This is a genomic window from Rickettsiales endosymbiont of Peranema trichophorum, assembly GCF_004210275.1.
In the GTDB taxonomy this organism is placed as follows: domain Bacteria; phylum Pseudomonadota; class Alphaproteobacteria; order Rickettsiales; family Midichloriaceae; genus RICK02.
Genome location: NZ_SCFA01000074.1, coordinates 1 through 20,813 on the forward strand (window position 1 = coordinate 1; position 20,813 = coordinate 20,813).

The 20,813-nt window shown below is 41.0% G+C and carries 13 protein-coding genes, 2 tRNA genes and 1 pseudogene; 10 read left to right on the forward strand and 6 right to left on the reverse strand.

All coding sequences use genetic code 11. The features are described 5' to 3' along the window. Positions 1–3,304 (reverse strand): annotated as a pseudogene (locus EDM53_RS03795) (hypothetical protein); the annotation flags it as partial. Between the two features lie 187 nt (positions 3,305–3,491). Between EDM53_RS03795 and EDM53_RS03800 the strand changes: the two are divergent. Both EDM53_RS03800 and EDM53_RS03805 read left to right on the forward strand, forming a co-directional pair. Then, positions 3,492–4,124, forward strand: a complete 633-nt coding sequence (locus tag EDM53_RS03800) for a hypothetical protein (RefSeq protein WP_130122347.1) — start codon at positions 3,492–3,494, stop codon at positions 4,122–4,124. A 259-nt stretch (positions 4,125–4,383) separates the two neighbouring features. Continuing rightward, the gene (locus EDM53_RS03805) at positions 4,384–4,683 is read left to right on the forward strand and encodes an AbrB/MazE/SpoVT family DNA-binding domain-containing protein (RefSeq protein ID WP_242507874.1); all 300 of its coding nucleotides are present in this window, start codon (positions 4,384–4,386) and stop codon (positions 4,681–4,683) included. 358 nt (positions 4,684–5,041) lie between these two features. Here the strand turns inward: EDM53_RS03805 and rsmA are convergent, their stop codons facing one another. Continuing rightward, positions 5,042–5,833 (reverse strand): 16S rRNA (adenine(1518)-N(6)/adenine(1519)-N(6))-dimethyltransferase RsmA, encoded by a 792-nt coding sequence (rsmA, locus tag EDM53_RS03810; protein ID WP_130122348.1) that lies wholly within the window; start codon positions 5,831–5,833, stop codon positions 5,042–5,044. A 74-nt stretch (positions 5,834–5,907) separates the two neighbouring features. On the opposite strand from rsmA, the gene EDM53_RS03815 reads away from it, so the two are divergent. From EDM53_RS03815 to rpsD, 3 genes are all read left to right on the forward strand, one after another. Next, positions 5,908–6,798 (forward strand): aminotransferase class IV, encoded by an 891-nt coding sequence (locus EDM53_RS03815; protein ID WP_130122349.1) that lies wholly within the window; start codon positions 5,908–5,910, stop codon positions 6,796–6,798. Between the two features lie 77 nt (positions 6,799–6,875). Beyond that, positions 6,876–8,333, forward strand: coding sequence for an Npt1/Npt2 family nucleotide transporter (locus tag EDM53_RS03820; protein WP_130122350.1), 1,458 nt, complete (start codon positions 6,876–6,878; stop codon positions 8,331–8,333). A 55-nt stretch (positions 8,334–8,388) separates the two neighbouring features. Then, a complete protein-coding gene (gene rpsD, locus EDM53_RS03825; protein ID WP_130122351.1) occupies positions 8,389–9,009 on the forward strand; it encodes a 30S ribosomal protein S4 in 621 nt (206 codons plus the stop codon). Here rpsD and EDM53_RS06355 read toward each other — a convergent pair. Next, a complete protein-coding gene (locus tag EDM53_RS06355) occupies positions 8,994–9,230 on the reverse strand; it encodes a hypothetical protein (RefSeq protein ID WP_130122352.1) in 237 nt (78 codons plus the stop codon). The two genes, rpsD and EDM53_RS06355, sit on opposite strands and share 16 nt — an antisense overlap. A gap of 224 nt (positions 9,231–9,454) precedes the next feature. Between EDM53_RS06355 and EDM53_RS03835 the strand changes: the two genes are divergently transcribed. From EDM53_RS03835 to EDM53_RS03855, 5 genes are all read left to right on the forward strand, one after another. Next, positions 9,455–9,529: transfer RNA gene (locus tag EDM53_RS03835), tRNA-Glu, on the forward strand. 7 nt (positions 9,530–9,536) lie between these two features. Next, positions 9,537–9,611, forward strand: a tRNA-Phe gene (locus EDM53_RS03840). Between the two features lie 51 nt (positions 9,612–9,662). Further along, complete coding sequence (gene folE / locus EDM53_RS03845) at positions 9,663–10,277, forward strand: GTP cyclohydrolase I FolE (RefSeq protein WP_130122353.1); 615 nt, start codon at positions 9,663–9,665, stop codon at positions 10,275–10,277. Positions 10,278–10,341: 64 nt separating this feature from the next. Then, positions 10,342–10,806, forward strand: coding sequence for a dUTP diphosphatase (dut, locus tag EDM53_RS03850; protein WP_130122354.1), 465 nt, complete (start codon positions 10,342–10,344; stop codon positions 10,804–10,806). 11 nt (positions 10,807–10,817) lie between these two features. Beyond that, entirely contained in the window at positions 10,818–11,477 is a 660-nt protein-coding gene (locus tag EDM53_RS03855) for a 7-carboxy-7-deazaguanine synthase QueE (protein WP_130122355.1), read from the forward strand. A 15-nt stretch (positions 11,478–11,492) separates the two neighbouring features. Here EDM53_RS03855 and murB read toward each other — a convergent pair whose 3' ends face one another. From murB to rpoB, 3 genes are all read right to left on the reverse strand, one after another. Further along, positions 11,493–12,401 carry a UDP-N-acetylmuramate dehydrogenase gene (gene murB / locus EDM53_RS03860; protein ID WP_130122356.1) on the reverse strand — a complete coding sequence of 303 codons (909 nt, stop codon included), beginning with the start codon at positions 12,399–12,401 and terminating at the stop codon, positions 11,493–11,495. Positions 12,402–12,443: 42 nt separating this feature from the next. Beyond that, positions 12,444–16,574, reverse strand: coding sequence for a DNA-directed RNA polymerase subunit beta' (rpoC, locus tag EDM53_RS03865; RefSeq protein ID WP_130122357.1), 4,131 nt, complete (start codon positions 16,572–16,574; stop codon positions 12,444–12,446). Between the two features lie 72 nt (positions 16,575–16,646). After that, complete coding sequence (rpoB, locus tag EDM53_RS03870) at positions 16,647–20,756, reverse strand: DNA-directed RNA polymerase subunit beta (RefSeq protein WP_165379630.1); 4,110 nt, start codon at positions 20,754–20,756, stop codon at positions 16,647–16,649. Positions 20,757–20,813 lie beyond the last annotated feature (57 nt).

The following is a 20,813-nucleotide window of genomic DNA, read 5'->3' on the forward strand; positions in this document are numbered from 1 at the left end:
TGTATCCTTCCCTATTAGCGTTATAGATCTTTGATGCTTCTGAATCAGGTTGCACAGAATATTTGCCTTCTATACCTTTACCCTCTATGCCTACTACTGCAATTCCCCGCTCCTTAGCTACATTGTATAGTACTGCATCTTGGTATATCGGAGTATTTTCTATTCCAGATGGCAGTGCTATTTGGTGTCTTTGATTTTTTTTGTTAAACTCTAATATGTTCGATAACAGTATTACATCGCTCATACCTAAGTTTTGACCTTTTTGTTTGCGTTCTAAGCATATGACTGTAGTGTTGCTAAGTTGGCTGTTATTGATTCTTTTTATCAAATCACTGATATTTTTGTTATGATCCTCACCGTGGTCTGATTCCGGCATAAATACAATAGCTTCATTTTTGGCCCTTCCTGATTGGACCCTTTTTTCCCAGTAACTTTTTGTAGGTGCTGGGTTTCTTATCTTCTCCATATTATCGTTAACTTGAGACTCTGCTACTATGATCATGCTATGTATTTCTTCTTGTCGAGTTGCATTACAAACTAGCAAGCTATTCTTAAAGTCAAATTCTTGATCATGAACTAATAGCATTACCAGTTTCTCGTACCTCTTGAAGTGTTTATCGGTTAATTGCCCGTCCTGTACAGCTGATGCTGATGTTGTCAATTCCTGATTGTGCTGGAGTCCCTCTTGCCTGATATTCAGCACCTTTTCCTCTAATCTCCCTATTTCTGCTTGGTAGGCCACTACTTGCTCATTGTACTGAGTCTTTTGAAGTTTCAGCTGTTCTTCTTGCTGTTGAAGTGACTGTATCGCTGTTTTTAAATCTAGTATGAGTTGTTGATCATTGTTCATTCTTTCTTGCATAGCACTTATTTGTGAGCTTTGCTCACTCAACCTTTCTGCCGATTGGCTTATTTGTTCTCGTATCGCTTTCTCTTCTTTTTCAAGCAGCATTTGATGAGTGTCCAATGTACTCATGGTATCACGTATTTGCGACACATTCTGTTCATGTTCCTGTGATATTGCCGTTATATTTGAACGCTCTATATCCAGCTTAGCAATGTCTTGAGATAGTTTTACAAGCCGCCTATGCATTTCTCGAGACTGCTGCTCTTTTTCTTGTAAATATTGATTCAATTCAAGTTTCTTTTCATTGATCATGGTCATCTCTTGCAATGCTCTTCCTATACCTTCTTGTTTGTTGAATAATGCTTGCTCTAGTTTTTGTTGTGAGACTAATAACACTTGAAACTGTTGCTCAACCTCCTGCAGATTCTGGTGGGTGCCTTGTTGTTTCGTCGTATCGGGCCCTTCTTTTATGCGAGCCTGTAGAAATTGATGTATCTCTGCTCGCTTCGCCGATAGCTCCCTTTCTAAGGCTTGCTGGTCTTGTTGCAGTCCGATAAATTGAGTTGTAATCTTTGTTAAAGACTCAGAATTACTTAATTGTTCCTTATATAGTTGAGTGATTGCCATATCAAGCTGTTGAATCTGTTGCGACACGGCACTTTCAACTCCTCGCTTGGCTGAGACTTCTTGATCAAGGCGTTGCTGCTCTTGATATGACTCTAAAAATTGATTGTTCACTCTCTCTAAATGATGAGCAGCTTCCTGCTGCTTCTCAGTAATTTGTGCAATTTTTCTACTGTTATCACCACTTTCTTGATTTAATTTACGTTGAGCTTGTTGTTCTACGGATAATTGGTCTTCGAGCTTCTGATGCTCTTTTTGTAGATTAACAACACGCTCCTCAGCCTCTATCAAAAGGTGAGCCTGGTCTTCTTTCTTCTGTTGTAGTGTTTCTAGTTGACCCAACAACTCTAATGCCATCTTTTTTTGATCTGTCAGTTTAATCCTTAATCCTTGTGCTGCTTCTGTTAGCTTTTCCAATATTGCGGTAGTCTCCACTTGCCCACTATATTCCGTAGCTAATTGATCTACTTGCTTTATAGTATTTTGTAACCGAAGTATAGCTTCTTTTCTAGCCGCCATCATTTTCTTAATATTAGAAGCTACTGCTGCAAGGTGATTAACTATATCATTGGTATTCCCAATAATATTCTGTGGTATCGATTCTGTTGGTAATATCTGCTGTAAATTCTCCTGAATGGTCTTGATCTGTTGATCTTTGTCTCGCTCTCCTGTTGTTGGGCTAGTACTCAAGGCCTTTATCTGACTTAAGAGAGGTTCAAGTTGAGTGTTCTCGCGGTTATCTTTGTCGATCATGGCCTCTTGCAGTGCTTTGAGGAATCGAGAAAAAATAATAGGATCTTCAGTAACATTAGGAGAAGGACAATACAGACCGGGTGGGAAATTATCATGCGATAGCCTTCCTGTATGTATTATAATTCCCCTAAGCTCTTGTAGTACATTCAACTCTATAGTACAACATCCACAACATGATGAAATATCAGATATAGAACTGGCTATACCCAAATTAAACTCTGTTTCTAATGGGTGTTGTGACCTTGCATAAGCTAACCCCTGCAATTCTACATGTATTCCACGCTTGCCATATGGTTCATGTACTATTTCCACGTTACGATCGCATAATTTCTGAAGAGAACTTTGGCCATGCTCTTTGACGCACTCTAACTCCTCACGTTTAAAGAATTCAAAAAACTTCTCACCACTAAATAATTGTTGAAAGTCTTCTACCAGGGCGTTGGAGTCTTGCCTATTCCGCTTGTTGGATTGTAAAGTTTTGATTTTGTCTCGTTTTGAAGTCAGTTCTTTAATTTCTATAATATTATTGTTTTCAGCCTTCTTTTTGGTAATTTCATCAGTTATTTCCCGCTCATAATTTTTCAAAAACTCATCAAATTTACTATTATAAGTACAATACATGTGACATAAAAGTTCCGCTTGTTTTTCAACATTATATATATCATCAATAACCGCACGTAGAGACATAGTGATATTGCGAACCCGCTCTTTATCCAAAAGAGGAGGGTGATGTGCACCAAAATCATCAGGACAGGATATGTATAAAGACAAAGGATTGTTAGATGTTGTTGCACATTCGATAGTCGCTGTGTAAGGAGTACGAGAAAACAGTTTTGATATCAAATCTAGCACATTTAATTGTGGGGCTCTTTCCTCTATAACATCCCACTTTCTTGTGTTACTAAATGCACTAACAATAGATTTGCCACGCTGTTGGAACATGTCCGACACTAATCTCTGCAGATCTGTTTGAATCCTCACTAACTGATTTGTTACAGTAATATCATCGGGTTGTATAGCTTGCTCTGGTTGCATTTGCTCTGGTTGCATTTGCTCTGGTTGTTGCGGTTGCTCTTTCATGACGTAACGCCGCTTGCTCTTAGGCTTCGGAGGCATGTGTTTACTCATATTAAATCATTTATTATGATCCTATCATTCATTGATTAACATAAAGTAAATTGCAATATCTCCTGAGGAGTGTATCTACTCCTTGCGGTTTACAACGTTTTATGATACGCTTTCTATATAATAGAAACGTAAAACCGTTATGAAAGAGAAAAATTTTGAAATGAGCTATTCTGATTTTAGGGAATATGGTTGTGCACTAGCAGCTGGCAATGATGATCAATTCATAACAAGCTATATGGAAAAGCACATAGCACTCTCCCTCACAAAAGAGGAAGTAATGAGCTTAGGACTCATGGAGGCTATTCAACAACAAGATATACAAACTATAGGTAACATTTTACATACAGCCCCAACTGGGGTCCTGACGATTATGCATTGTAATGGATATAGTCCGATTTCCCTTATTTTACACTTATATAACGATAGGCAGGATATTCTCAATATGTTCAAGCATTATCTATTATCAAGAGTAGAAGATAGACAGAAAATAGACCTCAGTGAGGAAGAGTGTTTAAATATGTACATGATTATCGAATCACCTATTGTTGATTTGATGTCCATAGAAGATAATCTACAATATTTACAAGAAACGTTTCTACAATACTTATATACTCCAGAAACGTTAGAGCAGCTCCAAGCATATTATTACTCAGAAAATATACCGTATAGCGAAGAAGAAAGCACTGCAAGTTCTACTAGTAGTAACGAACAACCAGCTGGATTACAAGACCTACTCTTACCCACTCCTCCAATATGGCCAAGTAGCATTTAAGATGGTGGGTAGACCGCCAGCCTCTTCGCAAAACGGTGCATGAACCTGGGTGTCTAGGTCTTATCCCTCGTAGGTTCGTAAGAGGAGCTGTAAGCTAGCTGAGCAGGATTCTGCTAAAAACAGCATCTAATTCTACTGTCATGCTGTAACACAGGTGTAGTAGCCTTCGTAGAAGATCGCCACCAAATATACATACCTCTTAATAAATAAAACAGCACTGAAGCTGACTTGATATTTGATCTAGCAAATAGTACACTAAATGAGTATTGTAGTAGCATGTCATACATCCCTAATCATCAATAAAGATACAGTTATGTTGGCTAAATCTAAAATAGTTAAAGGTGGCAAAATTTCTATTCCTGCTACTTACCGCAAAGCTCTTAGGCTTAAAGAAGGCGATGAGATAATTTTTAATCTTAATAATAATGAACTGACTTTGGTTCCTATTAAGACTAGTTTACAAAAACTCCGCGAAATGATTAATCAGTATCATGACCCAAATACAAGTTTAGTCGATAAGTTAATCGCAGAACGTAAAGCAGAGGCTAGAGATGACTAAGATAGTACTAGATTCCTCAGCTTTGCTTGCATTAGTCTAGGTATAAAGCTTGGGCTACCCATTTATACTGCAGATAGAAATTGGGCGCAGCTTAAACTGAAAAATGTTGACATTAGGTTCATTGGATAAATGAACACATTCTCTTTTGTCATTCCTCCTCCTTTGCCATGCCCATCTCTCCTTTCCACTCCTCCCTTTTATTACTCCCGCTCCATCCTCTGTCATCACCGCTCCCCTTTTTTGTCAGCCCCATGAAAACGGGCATCTATTTCCCTTTTCCAAGAACTTAACAGACGACTATTGTCCAGATTCTTTTCATTCCAATTAATTTGCGGACAGGCCCTTAGTATCCGTGGTGTCACGATAGGGCTGTGGCGACGCTGCATATTTCCTGGACTGTGAGGGCCTCAGGTCTCTTTGTTGGAGATATGTTAAGCTCCTTCAAAACGTCCTCTACATTCCGATCTTTAAATCGCTTTCTAAGGATGCTGGACACCATCTTTCTTTTTTGGGAAAAAAGAATATTCGTCATATCCTCAAGATTGCACTGATTACATGGAAATAGTGGCTGCACCATAGGTCTCAGCGTGACTATTGATGACATCACCTTTGGTGGAGGATCGAAGCTACCAGGTTCTATGTCAAAGCCGCATTCTACTTGGCACAACCATTGGCAGATGACAGAAAGTCTACCATAGCTTTGAGTATTCGGTCTAGCCGTTATTCTTTCGACAACCTCTTTTTGGAGCATGATCGTAATTCTTTTGAACAAAGAAATACTTTGCATCCATTTCAAAACCAAAAGAGTTCCGATGTTGTAAGGCAAATTGGCAACGATTGCTGTTGGTCCTGTGATAAGTTTCGACTCATCTATGCTCAAGGCATCTCCATGTATTAAAACAAGCCTATCAGGGTATCTGTCCTTAAGTGGCTGTAAAGCTTGTACGCATCTTGCATCGGTTTCTATGGCGTACAACATATTGAGATTTGTCCTAAGCAAAGATTGAGTCAGTATACCTAGGCCTGGCCCTATCTCTATAACATTCAGACCACTCAAATCTCCAAGTAACTGAGCTACCCTATCAGTTATGTCTGTATCTACGATGAAATGCTGTCCAAGATCTTTCCTTGGTCGAATGTGAGAACGCATGAAATCTGTTGAACAATTACAGGTATAGTTATATGTAGTGTAAAGTACAACAATGTAAATAACTTAAATAAAAAATGAGCGATATACCATTCGATCAAAGGGAAGGCTTTATGTGGGTTGATGGGGCGTTCATCAACTGGCAGGACGCTAAAATACACATTATGACCCACGGTTTACACTATGGGTGCGCAGTGTTTGAAGGGATCAAGGTGTATGATTCTCGTCCATTTAAGCTAATGCAACACCATCAGAGATTCTTAAAGTCTGGGACTCTTGTAGGCTACAGGATACCTTATTCTGTAGATGAATTAAATGCAGTAGCCTTGGAGTTGATAGCAAGGCAAGGGATCAGCAATGGGTACATTAGACCGATAGCATGGTTGGGTAGTGAGACTATGCTTGTCTCAGGTAATAATTGCAAAGTCCGAACAGCCATGGCTGTATGGGAGACTGACAAGCATGATAGATCTGAAACCAGAGCGGTCGGTGCAAGATTGAACGTTTCCACATGGAACAAAGCTCCTAATGGTTGCCTCCCGCACCAAAGCAAAGTATCTGGCCTATATGTAATTGCTACTATGGTCAAGAATCAGGCGACCTCGGAGGGTTTTGATGACTCTCTATTTTTGGATGTGCACGGTCACATTACAGAAGCTACAACATCCAACTTTTTCTTTATAAAAAATAATCAGTTGATGACTCCAATAGCGGACTGTTTTTTAAATGGCATCACGAGACAGACGATTATAGAAATAGCACAACGACACGATATTACAGTTGTTGAAGGGCATATTAGGCTTGAGGAGTTGCAAGGTGCAGATGCAGCCTTCTTGACTGGTAGCGCTATTGAAATAATGCCTGTCCAATCCATCAATTATGGGGATGTAGAGTGTAAGTTCGACGTAGGAAATGGACTGATGAAGAAGCTCCATTCCTCCTATCAAGAACTTGTTTACATGCCATAAACCCTCACTTTTGTTGTTTACAGAGGGCTTGGAATGTGTTAACGTACCCATGGTGTAACTAAACTTTAATTTAAAATATGAGTAATATCACTGACTATATTCGTAATAACTTTCCTATAAAGGGTGGGGAGTTTGCTAAATTTTTTCTAATTTCATACGCTATGTTTATCACTGTTTATGTCTATAGTGTCATGAGGCTGACAAAAGACACGATAGTCATTTCTCAGTTAGGTGCTGAGTCAATAAGCGCATTGAAATTATATGGTGTCACGCCATCTGCAGTCATCTTCATGCTGTTGTATGTGAAGTTGGCTAACGTTTTTACAAGACATCAGCTGTATCATATTCTAAATTTCTTTTTTATAAGCTTTGCTGTTTTGTTTGCTTTTGTATTGTATCCGAGAGCAGATTTGTTGCACTTTGATACGACAGCACTACAACAGTCTATGCCGCTATTTAAATACCCCCTGATCATGTTATCAAACTGGTCGTACAGCCTCTTCTACATATTCTCTGAGCTTTGGGGTAGTGCGATGCTTGCATTGACATTCTGGCAATTTGCGAACCAATCTCACTCAATAGACGAAGCTAAGAGATTATATCCTGTTATGGGTTTGCTGGCTCAGGGTGGAATGTTTTTATCTTCTAAAACTGTCAAAGTTTTTTCAGCTCATACCTTTACGACAGACTGGTCTGTATCATTGTGTTATATTTGCAGTGCTATATTCATAGCTGGTGTGACCATGTCCATTGCAATATACATCGTAGCAGTCTTTATTATAGGTGTTGATAGAGTGAACGGTGCAGCCACAAACAAAAAGAAGAAAGAAAAGATGGGTTTCGTTCAAAGCCTGAAATATGTGATGTCTTCTAAATACATAGGCTTAATAACGATCTTATTGTTATGTTATGGTTCATCCATCAACCTAGTTGAAGGAGTTTGGAAGAAAGAAGCTGGTATTTTATATCCAGTTGCTCAAAACCTTGCATCATTTATGTCAGAAGTACAGCAATGGACTGCATGGGGTACTATTGCCTCCATGTTATGTGGTGCGTTTATCTTAAAGCTAGTAACATGGCGTACCGCTGCTTTATTGACGCCTGTCATGATATTGGCGACAGGTGTTCCATTCTTCTTGTTCATCATTATGACACTTGAAGGTGTTGACGGCTGGAGCCTATTTGGTTTAAGTCTACTAGGTATGGCAGTGCTTCTTGGTGCTGTTCAAAATGTCCTAAGTAAAGCCATTAAGTACTCCTTCTTTGATCCTACTAAGGAGATGGCCTTTATTCCTTTGGACGAAGAGTTGAAGAGCAAAGGTAAAGCTGCTGCAGAAGTGATAGGTGGTAGGTTCGGTAAAGGTAGTGGAGCCTTGATTACGCAAGCGATGTTATCGACAGTTGCTGGCTCTACTCTTATTACACTTGCACCGTCTTTGTTTGGCATCTTCTTTGTGATAATGCTGGCATGGTTGTATGCTGTGTTTGCCTTGTACAAGGAGTTTAAATTAAAGACACAGGATCAAAACGTTTGATCATTGGTGTTCTTTTGTGTAGACTCCGTGATCTAATAGAAAATAGGTATGTTAAATGTCTAAGCGTAGTAACAGAAAGTTTGGCAGTAGCCGTAGGCTAGGAGTAAACTTATGGGGAATGGCTAAGGATCCATTTGTCAAAAGGAACTTTCCTCCTGGTGCACACGGCACTGCTGGATATAAAAAGTTGACGGACTATGGTATTCAGCTTCAGGCTAAGCAAAAGCTTAAAAAGTACTATGGTAACATTGTGGAAGTACAATTCCGCAACATTTACCGTGAAGCTGCCAGAAGAAAAGGCGATACTGGTGAGAACCTTATAGCTTTACTGGAGTCTAGACTTGACGCCTTTATCTATCGTGCAAAGATAGCCCCTACCGTATTTTCTGCAAGACAATTAGTTAACCACAAGCACATTTTGGTGAACGGTAAAATCATTAACATACCTAGCTATCGATTAAAGCCTGGTGATGTTGTGGAAGTCACTGAGAAAGCGAGACAAATGGACCTGATCAAGGGTTCCATCTTGTCAAATGAGCGCTCTGTGCCTGAGTACATTGCGGTTGACCAGGATGGCTTTCAGGCGACTTACGTACAGATGCCGGAGTTTAAGCAGGTTCCATATCCTATTCTTATGAACCCATACCTAGTAGTTGGTTTTTACTCAAGACAATAGGCTTCTTTGGTTTTGTGTGATTCTTTGGGGCGGCTGTTACTGTACACCGCCCTTTTTTTTTCTCCTGGTGATTTTGTTTCATCTCCTCTCTGTCCATTCCACGCATCTCCCCCTTTTGTCACTTCCGTACTCCTCCTCTGCCACTCCATGCACCTCTGCTCTGCCATTCCGGCATACCCTTTCCCGCTCTTCCCTTTTGTCATGCCCGTGAAAAGGGGCATCCATCTCCCTTTGCTAACAACTTAACAGACAACCTCTGCCCGAATTCTTTTCATTCCAATTAATTTGCGGACAAGCTCTTATACCAAATCTTGGTTAATTACTTCCGCAACTTAGTGTCGATTCAAATCACTGGTTGCACTGCCAATACCCTCCACTTCTACACATTACGAATTTTATCTTGCTTTTCTTTGATAAACAATGTAGGAATATGTTTATGTCTACAGACCCCTTCGTCTAGCGGTTAGGACTCCACCCTTTCACGGTGGCAACGCGGGTTCGAGTCCCGCAGGGGTCGCCACACATTCGCCCGGGTAGCTCAGGGGTAGAGCAAAGGACTGAAAATCCTTGTGTCGGTGGTTCGATTCCGCCTCCGGGCACCACTTTCAAGTAGTTTCCGCAGTAACTCAACTAACTCAAAATAGATCTTTGGCATGCAGCATACGGTATCTGATTCTCAAGACACGCTTAATAGTAACAGCAACATATCAAAAGATGAAGCCATCAATGCAATTAGAGTGCTATTGGGGTGGATTGGCGAGGATCCTTCACGACAGGACCTTATTGAAACACCAAACAGGGTGCTTAACAGCTTTAACGAATTTTTTAGCGGTTATAAAATTCAACCAGCAACTTTGCTTCAAAAAACTTTCCAAAACACTTACCGATACACTGAACCCGTCATACTCAAAGATATAGCGATCAACTCCTATTGTGAGCATCATATGGTTCCATTCACCGGTGTTGCACACATCGCATATATACCAAATGAACGTATAGTGGGTATCAGTAAGCTAGCAAGAGTGGCGGAAGCCTATGCTAGGCGACTACAGGTTCAAGAAAGACTGACCATGGAAATTGCTAGAACTGTAGAAGAGGCGCTACAACCGCATGGTGTTGCTGTGATCATAGAAGCTCTCCACCAGTGCATTGCTACGCGCGGTGCTCACCAACCAAATGTTAAAATGGTGACAACTGCAATGCTGGGCAGGTTTGATAGCGACCAGAAGTTAAGAGCAGAATTTTTTAACATGTGTATCAAAAAATAAAGATACCAAAGCAACGCCAAATAATGTATTCATTCAATTTATTTCACTTTGGGGACACTATCCAATGAACAGAGTTAACATTCTAGTCAAGCAACTGACTTCTGGTACAACTACACCTATTCCAACGTATGCAACTTCAGGAAGTGCTGGAATTGATCTAATCGCTGCAATTGAGGATGAGGTCGTGCTCCGTCCGTTTGAACGAAAATCTATACCAAACGGTATCTGTATAGCGCTACCAAAAGGCTACGAGGCACAAGTAAGACCAAGGTCTGGCATAGCCCTTAAGTTTGGAGTCACCGTATTAAATTCCCCTGGCACCATAGACTCAGACTATCGTGGAGAAATTTGCACGATTCTTATCAACCTCAGTACTGAAGATTTTGTGATTCAGCCTGGCATGCGGATAGCTCAGATGGTGATTGCACAATACATCCATGGAGAATTGGAGCTAGTCTCTGAGCTACCTGATTCTGATAGGGGTGTTGGTGGGTTTGGTTCTACTGGATTGCACACCACATCATCATAACCACACAGACCATGGCATTCGGTAACAATCCAAAATTACCACCTGATTTTGGTGATGGAGAATTTCTTAAGGTAGTCTCTATATACTACACAATACAGGGTGAGGGACCTTACGTTGGCTTTCCGTCTGTATTCGTAAGGCTTGGTGGATGTAACCTGGCTTGTACTTTTTGTGATACGGAATTTGATGTGTATCAAGAGATGCACATATCAAAGATAGTGGAAAAAATTCAAGAGTATCCACACAAACCATTGATCGTGATTACGGGAGGAGAGCCATTTCGACAAACGATAGGACCATTATGTACGACTCTGGTATCATTGGGATACCACATACAGATTGAATCGAATGGCACTTTATATCGTGAAATTCCATCTAATGTAGAAATAGTATGCTCACCAAAAAGCTTAAAAGGGGATGTATTTTATATTGCTCCAGGAATATACAAACATCTCACAGCATATAAGTTTTTGATTTCTACAAGCAATCAATCGTATCTACATATTCCAAAGGTGGTACATGTAGATCTTTTAAACAAAGTGTACATACAACCTATCGATGAACTTGATCAAGAAAAAAACGCAGCAAACCTCTCTTTAGCAATCAGACTCGCGATGGAACATGGCTACAAGTTGTCACTACAGATCCATAAAATCATTAACCTCCCCTAGTGGGAGGTACTGTAGTTATAAATATTCCCCTATAATTTTGATTTCGGTTTGCAAATTAACGCCGCTGAACTCGTAGACCCTCCCTTGGATCATCTTGATTAGCTCCTCTAAATCATCAGCAGTTGCATTATTAGCGTTAATCAAAAAATTACAGTGCAAATTTGATACTTCAGCACCTCCCACTTTTAAGCCTCTACATTTTGCTTGTTCAATTAATTCCCAAGCCTTGTATGTGTCATGATTTTTAAAAGTAGAACCACATGTTTTTGATTTGATTGGCTGAGTTTTGCTTCTATGTTCTTGTATATACGTCATTTTATCTTGTATTACGCTTTGATTTTCGGCACGTCCCTGAAAAACACCCTCAACAAACAGCCAATCTTCGCCAAGTAAATGACCTCTATACTTGTACTTCATTTCATTGGCTTCTACTACACGCACTGTAGCAGTGACCATGTTTATCATCGTCGCTCTTACAAAGACAGAGGCTACATCATTCCCATAAGCTCCTGCATTCATCGCTAATGCCCCTCCTATTGTACCCGGAATTCCAGAGAAGAACTCTAACCCACCTATGCCATTATCAAGTGCGTATCTTGAGAGGTTGATATCTAGTACTGCAGCTCCGGCTACAACTTGATCATAGGCTTGAATCATCTCAATGTAATTAAACCCTCTACCAAGCCTTATTATCACTCCTCTAAATCCACCATCTCTTATCAGTATATTGGAACCCACACCAATCACGTATGTGGGTATCACTGGTGATTTATAAGCTAAAAACGACGTCAAGTCGTCAAGATCCTCTGGCACAAAAACCACGTCAGCCTTGCCGCCTACTCCAAACCAAGACATGCCTGACAGGCTTACATTTTCTCTGTACTTACCTCTCACAGCAGGCAGATCAGCAACTGCTATATACACTGTCCGTCTTTTGTTCTCATGTTTTTTAAATAATGCAGATTCTTAATTTGCTATATTTCCTTTGTCTTCAACAGAGTATGCAATTTTTTTAACACTGTTAACATATGTACCGGTACCAGCAGGTATGAGCCTTCCAACAATAATGTTCTCCTTCAAGCCCTTCAAGGTATCAACTTTACCTTTTGTAGCGGCTTCTGTTAAGACCTTTGTGGTTTCTTGGAAGGAAGCAGCAGAGAAGAACGAGCTGGTTTGTAGTGAAGCTCTCGTTATACCCTGCAATATCGGTACACCTATCGCAGGTACATATCCCTCTTTTACGGCCTTCTTGTTGATTTCATCAAACTCTTGACGATCTAACTGCTCGTTGACCAACAAAGTAGTTTCTCCTGGGTCAACAACTTCAACTTTCCTTAGCATCTGCCTGAGTATCACCTCAATATGCTTGTCGTCTATTTTTACACCCTGGAGCCTATAAACTTGTTGGACCTCGTTGACTATATATACCAGCAGAGCCTCAACGCCCATAACACGAAGTATGTCATGTGGAGAAGGATGGCCATCCATCAACATGTCTCCTTTGGAAACAAAATCCCCTTCGTTTACCGTAATGTGGCGACCTCTTGGTATGAGATATTCTATAGGGTTCAACCTCTCATCTTTTGGTCTTATTATCACTCTTCTCTTAGACTTATAATCCTTTCCAAATTCAACGTATCCGTCTACTTCACTGATCAAAGAGTGGTCTTTTGGCTTTCTAGCTTCAAACAACTCCACTACGCGAGGCAAACCACCAGTAATGTCCTTTGTTTTTGACGACTCCTTAGGAATACGAGCTATAACGTCACCTGCATTGACCACCTGATTTGCAGAAATGCTTAAGATTGCATCAACCGGCAAAAAGTAACGTGCTTCTAGGCCATTTGCTAAGGTAATAATATTGTTATTTTCATCTTGCAATATAACCCTAGGCCTTAACTCTGCACCCCTCGCTTGTTGTCTCCAATCCGTGACCACACGGTTTACCATTCCAGTTGCCTCATCGACCACTTCCTTAAGTGATACACCAACCACAAGGTCTACAAACAATATCTTCCCGGATTTTTCAGTGATGATAGGTATAGTGAAAGGATCCCACTCAGCCATTTTTTGAGTAGCCTTTACTTTCTCTCCATCATCCACTAAAAGCTTAGCACCATATGGCACCTTAAAGTTCGCTTTTTCTCTGCCCTTGTCATCTATTATGAGCACTTCACAACTTCTGCTCATTACGATCTTCTTGCCGCTACTGTCTATGACAACGTTACGATGCACTACTCTAACTTCGCCATCATGGGAAGCGATCACAGATGACTGTACTGCACCTTTTTGAGCAGCACCACCTATGTGAAATGTTCTTAATGTTAACTGTGTACCTGGCTCACCTATTGATTGGGCTGCAATAACGCCCACTGCCTCACCTACGTCCACCATGTCACCTGTAGCTAAGTCTCTACCGTAACACTTTGCACATATGCCATTAGGTGCATTGCAGGTCAACACGGACTTAACTTTAATGCTATCTATACCAGCCTCTTCAATCCGCTCTACAACATCTTCATCTATCAATCCATTAGCTCCTACTATAAGCTCGTTTGTAGTAGGATGATGTATGTTGGTGACAGCTACTCTACCCAGTATGATATCCGCAAGCTGAGCAACAACCTCACCTCCTTCTATCAAAGGCTTAGCGATGATACCATGTTCTGTTCCACAATCATCTATCATCACTATACAATCCTGTGCTACATCAACCAACTTACGTGTCAGGTAACCGGAGTTTGCTGTTTTCAAAGCGGTGTCTGCCATACCTTTTCTAGCCCCATGCGTAGAAATAAAATACTCCAACTCTGTCAAACCCTCCTTAAAGTTTGAAATAATAGGAGTTTCTATAATCGCACCAGAAGGCTTAGTCATCAAACCTCTCATTCCAGCCAACTGCTTCAGCTGTGCAGCAGAACCTCTAGCACCAGAGTCTGCCATCATGAATATATTGTTGATCTTTGATCTACGATCGTCTTCACCAGTATACACAGTCGATAGTATCTTCATCATGTCTCTTGCGATATGATCTGTGCAACGAGACCAGGCGTCTACTATTTTGTTGTACTTCTCGCCTGTTGTAATTAAACCATCTGCGTACTGGTTCTCGTACTGTCTAACCTCTTTGAGTGTATCAGACACATGCTGTTCCTTGGAATCAGGCACAACAATATCATCCTTACCAAAAGAAATACCTGCAAGACATGCATACTTGAAACCTAACTGCATCACTTGATCTACAAAGATCACTGTCTTCTTTGGACCAGAATGTCTGTACACCGTACTTATGAGCTTTGAGACGCTCGCCTTTGTCATGAGTTTGTTGGTCACTTCAAAGTCTATATTTGCATTGTGAGGCAGCAGTTCAGATAACAAAAGCCTTCCTGGTGTCGTATAAGCAGTGAAAGTTGTTGTCTTACCGTCTTCACCAACTTTTTTCCTTCTGCATTTTATCTTAGCGTGCAATGATACCACACCATTGTGCAAAGCATGTTCAACCTCTGCGACATCGCTAAAAGACATACCTTCACCTTTTTCTCCTTCCAACTCCAGAGTGATGTAGTACAAGCCCAAAATAATATCCTGAGTAGGTACTATAATAGGCTTACCATTTCCAGGGCTCAAAATATTATTTGTGGACATCATCAAAACACGGGCCTCCAACTGTGCTTCTATAGAAAGAGGTACGTGAACGGCCATCTGATCTCCATCAAAGTCAGCATTAAATGCTCCACACACCAAAGGATGGAGCTGCAAAGCTTTTCCTTCAATCAGAACAGGTTCAAATGCCTGTATTCCTAGTCTATGAAGAGTTGGCGCTCTATTTAATAAAACAGGGTGCTCATTTATGACTGCAGCTAGTATGTCCCAAACCTCTGGCTTTTCCATCTCTAACATCTTCTTGGCGGATTTTAGAGTATTGGCGATACCATACAGCTCAAGCTTTGAGTATATAAATGGTTTAAAAAGCTCCAACGCCATCTTCTTTGGCAAACCACACTGGTGAAGTTTGAGCTCAGGACCTACAACGATCACAGAACGTCCTGAGTAATCTACACGCTTACCCAACAAGTTTTGTCTAAACCTACCCTGCTTACCCTTTAGCATATCTGCTAATGACTTAAACGGCCGCTTATTAGCGCTTTTGACTACTCTACCCTTTCTACCATTGTCAAAAAGAGCATCTATAGCTTCCTGGAGCATCCTCTTTTCATTTCTAACTATGATATCTGGAGCCTTTAGTTCCAAAAGGCGCCTTAGTCTGTTATTTCTGTTTATGACTCTTCTATACAGCTCGTTCAAATCGGAGGTAGCGAATCTTCCCCCATCTAGCATCACTAGTGGCCTTAAGTCAGGCGGTATGACTGGCAGTACGTCTAAAACCATCCACTCCGGTTTGTTGCCTGAGTCTATCAGATCCTCGATTAGCCTGAGTCTCTTAGCTATTTTTCTGCGCCTTGTCTCAGACACAACTTCCTTTAACTCTACCCTTAACAACTGCTTTTCAGTGACTAAATCCAATTTCTGAAGCAAGGATTTGACAGCTTCAGCACCGATACCCGCTACAAAAGCATCTTCTCCGTAGTCGTCTTGGCATCGTTCATACTCACTATCGCTGAGCAGCTGATAACGCTCTAAGCTAGTTGCACCAGGATCGACGACTATATGAGACTCAAAATACAGCACCTTCTCTATATCCTTAATAGGTATATCCAACAACGTGCTAATTTTTGAAGGCAAAGAGCGCAAGAACCAAATGTGAACAACTGGGCTAGCCAACTCTATGTGCCCCATTCTCTCACGCCTCACCTTGGATGTGGTAACCTCCACACCACATTTTTCGCAAACTATACCCCTGTACTTCATGCGCTTGTACTTGCCGCACAAACACTCGTAGTCTTTTATAGGGCCAAATATTTTCGCGCAAAAGAGACCACCGTTTTCTGGCTTAATGGTTCTATAGTTAACAGTGTCAGGCTTCTTCACCTCACCAAACGACCAGTTCCTTATCTGCTCAGGACTAACGATCGAAATTTTGATCGCATCAAAGTCCTTAGTGTTGTCGTGTAGTCCAAAAAAACTTTTATAGCTCATAACACTCCATCAAAATTTTATACTGTATTTTGTGACGCACTTATACGATTCTAAGACACTTTTGCCGCATGCCTACGCCACATCGTCATTATCTCTCTTCATGTGTATGTTTAGACAAAGGGAACGCAGTTCCTTGACCATAACGTTGAAAGATTCAGGTATACCAGCATCAAAAGATGCGTCACCACGAACTATCGCATCATACATCTTGATACGGCCTGTAATGTCATCAGACTTTACGGTCAACATCTCTTGGAGTGTGTAAGCTGCTCCATAAGCCTGCAGAGCCCAACATTCCATCTCCCCAAATCTCTGACCACCAAAGTGTGACTTACCACCCAGAGGTTGCTGAGTAACCAGACTATAGGGTCCTATAGACCTAGCGTGTATCTTGTCGTCTACAAGGTGATCCAACTTCATCATGTAGATGTAACCAACGGTCACCTTTCTATGGAAGTATTCACCAGATCTTCCATCTATCAGACTGACCTGTCCTGATGCCTCGACACCAGCAAATTCTAAAGCCTGACTAATATCGTCTTCCTTCGCTCCACAAAATACGGGAGTGGAGAAGTACATCCCTGATGACAAACCACCAGCAAACACTTTAATATCTATGTCTTCCATACCCGAGATCTCTTCCACTGCATCCGCATCATTTTGATAAAGCTCTAAAAGATACTTTCTGAGCTTTTTAACATCTTTTTGTCCATTCGCCTTATCCAGAAGCTGTGATATTTGTTTCCCTATATTTGCTGAAGCCCAACCTAAATGTGTCTCCAAAATCTGCCCAACGTTCATCCTAGAAGGAACACCCAAAGGATTTAGCACGACGTCCACAGGAGTCCCATCTTCCAAAAATGGCATATCCTCTACTGGCACAATTCTCGACACAACCCCTTTATTTCCATGTCTACCGGCCATCTTATCACCAGGCTGTATCTTCAGCTTTGTTGCAAGATACACCTTAACCACCTTCAAAGCACCTTGGAGTAAATCATCTCCACTCTGTAATTTCTCTACTTTCTTCTTAAACCTGTCTTCTAGGTCTTCAACGTAATCATCATGTAGAGCCTTGATTGTAGCAATTTCCTCCATCACTGCGTTATCTTCTACAACTACCTGCCATATCAAACGAATCTGTAATTCGCTTAACATCTCGTTGCTAATGACTTGGCCCTTTTTAAAGTTCTTAGGACCAGTTACAACAATCTGATTTAATAGCAACTTACACACCCTAGTATAGGCATGCCCTTGTATGATGTTCAGCTCATCATCCTTATCTTTTATAAAAGAATCTATCTCTCTGCGTTCAAGAGATATAGCTCTCTCATCCTTTTCGATACCTCTTCTAGTAAACACTCTGACACCCACGACAGTACCTCTAGCATCAGGTGGTACTCGCAATGAGGAATCCCTTACATCAGCAGCTTTTTCTCCAAAGATAGCCCTCAACAATTTCTCCTCTGGAGTGATCGGTGACTCACTTTTTGGTGTAACCTTTCCAACCAAAATATCACCTGGTTTAACCTCTGCTCCAATGTGTACAACACCAACTTCATCAAGGTGGCGTAGATTTTCCTCACTAACATTTGGAATATCCCTAGTAATCTCCTCAGCACCTAAACGAGTATCTCTAGCGACGACTTCAAACTCTTGTATATGAATAGAAGTAAAATCGTCTTTTCTTACAACATTTTCAGAGAGCAATATTGAGTCCTCGTAGTTGTACCCATTCCACGGCATGAAAGCGACCAGTATATTTCTACCTAAAGCAAGCTCACCGTTATCCGTACTAGGACCATCAGCGATGATATCTCCTTTTTTTACCTTATCACCTAGCTTAACGATTGGTCTTTGATTGATGCACGTATTTTGGTTGGATTTTTTGTACTTCATCAAAGTATAAATATCCACCCCTACTCCCTCATTACCGCTTCCTGCAGTTCTGATAACTATACGATTAGCGTCTACTCTATCCACAACCCCCTCTCTCTTGGCAACCACAGTCGCCCCAGAGTCGCGAGCGACAACTGCTTCCATACCAGTACCTACGAACGGAGCTTGGGCCTTCATTAACGGTACAGCCTGACGCTGCATGTTAGAACCCATCAAAGCCCTACTAGCATCGTCATTCTCCAAAAACGGTATCAAGGAAGCGGCGACAGAAACAATCTGCTTAGGCGACACATCGATAAAGTCAACCCTCTCAGGTGGCACAACGATAATCTCTCCATCACACCTAGACTTGACCATATCTTCTGTAAAAGTCTGATCGTTCTTTAATTTAGTACTAGAAGCGACAACATATTTACTCTCTTCGATAGCGGACAAGTAATGGACTTCATCTGTCACTTTTCCATCTACTACTTTACGATAAGGACTCTCAAGAAAGCCGTACTTATTGATACGAGCATAACAAGCTAGCGAGTTAATCAAACCAACGTTAGTACCTTCAGGAGTTTCAATAGGGCATATTCTACCATAATGTGTAGTGTGCACGTCCCTCACTTCAAAACCGGCTCTATCCCTTGTTAAACCTCCAGGACCCAAGGCGGAAAGTCTACGCTTGTGAGTGATTTCTGACAAAGGATTAGTCTGATCCATAAATTGAGAGAGCTGCGATGTACCAAAAAACTCCTTCAATACGGACATCAGGACTTTGGAATTAACAAGATCATGTGGCATTATGCTATCTATCTCAATAGCGCCCATTCTTTCAATGATGACTCGACTCATTCTGACCAAACCAAGCCTAAACTGATTTTCGACCAGTTCACCTACTGATCTGATCCTTCTATTTGCTAGGTTGTCTATGTCGTCGACAGAGCCAACACCGTCTTTTAACTGAATGATGTGCTTGATGATCGCAACAACATCTTCTCTTGTTAAAATCGTCTGAGTCTCTGGTATATCAAGACCATGCTTGACGTTTATTTTCATTCTACCTATAGGAGACAAATCGTATTTATCCTTATCAAAAAATACGCTGTTAAATAGGGCATGAGCAGCTTCGGGAGTGGAAGGCTCACCAGGGCGCATCACTTTATAAATATCAGCGAGCGCTTCGTCTTGAGTCATATTTTTATCAAGCACCAAAGTGTTCCTAATATATGGCCCAGTCTTAATATAATCTATATTCAAGATATTTATAGCTTCAATCTTGGCCTCATCGATGCGATCCAGTATATTTTGTGTAATTTCATCTCCAGATTCCATGATGACCTCGCCATCCACTGGATTGATTATGTCTTCAGCTATATATGAGCCTACCAATTCTTCTAAAGGTACGACATACTCGCGTTGCTCTGACTCCATCAGAGATTTAATCAACCTAGGTGTCACCTTAGTGTCAGCTTTGATAATCACATCACCTGTCTTGGCATCCACAACATCAAAGTATACCTTGCCAGCCCTCAACCTTTCTGGATCAAGCTTTGTGACCCAGACTTCACCAAATTTTCTATAACTTATCCTACTATAAAACTCTGAGAGTATTTGATCTTTTGTAAATCCCAGGGCTTTAAGAAGGGATGTGATATATATCTTACGTTTTCTGTCTATTCTAAAGTATAGCAAATCCTTGATATCAAACTCGACATCCAACCAAGATCCACGATAAGGTATTATTCTTGCGTAATACAAATACTTACCAGAGGTACTTGCCTTACCTCCATCATGAAAATAAAACACACCAGGAGACCTGTGCATTTGAGATACGACTACTCTCTCGGCGCCATTGATGATAAAGGTACCCCTATCGGTCATTAATGGTATCTCACCAATGTATACGTCCTGCTCCTTTATACCTTTGACGTCTCGAGTACCAGCTTCCTCATCTATATCCCATACTATCAGCCTCAACTTTACCTTGAGAGGAGCTGCATAGTTCACCCCACGCTGACCACACTCATCTATGTCATACTTTGGTCTATCCAAGTCATAACTCAGGTACTCTAAAACTGCCTTACCTTCATAATCCGCAACAGGGAACACCGAGCGAAAAACAGACTCGAGCCCCTTATCCTCACGCTCTGAAACCGACCTACCTATTTGCAAGAACTCTTCGTAAGAAGCTTTTTGAACGTGTATTAAATTGGGGATCTCTGCAACTGACTTAATTTGACCAAAACACTTTCTTCTCCTTTTATAAGGAAGTGACGATATCGACACAGTGGACACAGCAACCCTCTACATCTAATTTAAAAAGCAACAATGGCAACAACAGATAGAAGTTAC

What these genes read in the sequence shown, in the direction of transcription:
- rpoC (WP_130122357.1), bottom strand. Translation starts at nt 16,574, where the DNA reads ATGAGCTATAAAAGTTTTTTTGGACTACACGACAACACTAAGGACTTT.
- rpsD (WP_130122351.1), top strand. Translation starts at nt 8,389, where the DNA reads ATGTCTAAGCGTAGTAACAGAAAGTTTGGCAGTAGCCGTAGGCTAGGA.
- EDM53_RS03800 (WP_130122347.1), top strand. Translation starts at nt 3,492, where the DNA reads ATGAAAGAGAAAAATTTTGAAATGAGCTATTCTGATTTTAGGGAATAT.
- folE (WP_130122353.1), top strand. Translation starts at nt 9,663, where the DNA reads ATGCAGCATACGGTATCTGATTCTCAAGACACGCTTAATAGTAACAGC.
- dut (WP_130122354.1), top strand. Translation starts at nt 10,342, where the DNA reads ATGAACAGAGTTAACATTCTAGTCAAGCAACTGACTTCTGGTACAACT.
- rsmA (WP_130122348.1), bottom strand. Translation starts at nt 5,833, where the DNA reads ATGCGTTCTCACATTCGACCAAGGAAAGATCTTGGACAGCATTTCATC.
- EDM53_RS03855 (WP_130122355.1), top strand. Translation starts at nt 10,818, where the DNA reads ATGGCATTCGGTAACAATCCAAAATTACCACCTGATTTTGGTGATGGA.
- EDM53_RS06355 (WP_130122352.1), bottom strand. Translation starts at nt 9,230, where the DNA reads ATGCCCCTTTTCACGGGCATGACAAAAGGGAAGAGCGGGAAAGGGTAT.
- EDM53_RS03815 (WP_130122349.1), top strand. Translation starts at nt 5,908, where the DNA reads ATGAGCGATATACCATTCGATCAAAGGGAAGGCTTTATGTGGGTTGAT.
- EDM53_RS03820 (WP_130122350.1), top strand. Translation starts at nt 6,876, where the DNA reads ATGAGTAATATCACTGACTATATTCGTAATAACTTTCCTATAAAGGGT.
- EDM53_RS03805 (WP_242507874.1), top strand. Translation starts at nt 4,384, where the DNA reads ATGAGTATTGTAGTAGCATGTCATACATCCCTAATCATCAATAAAGAT.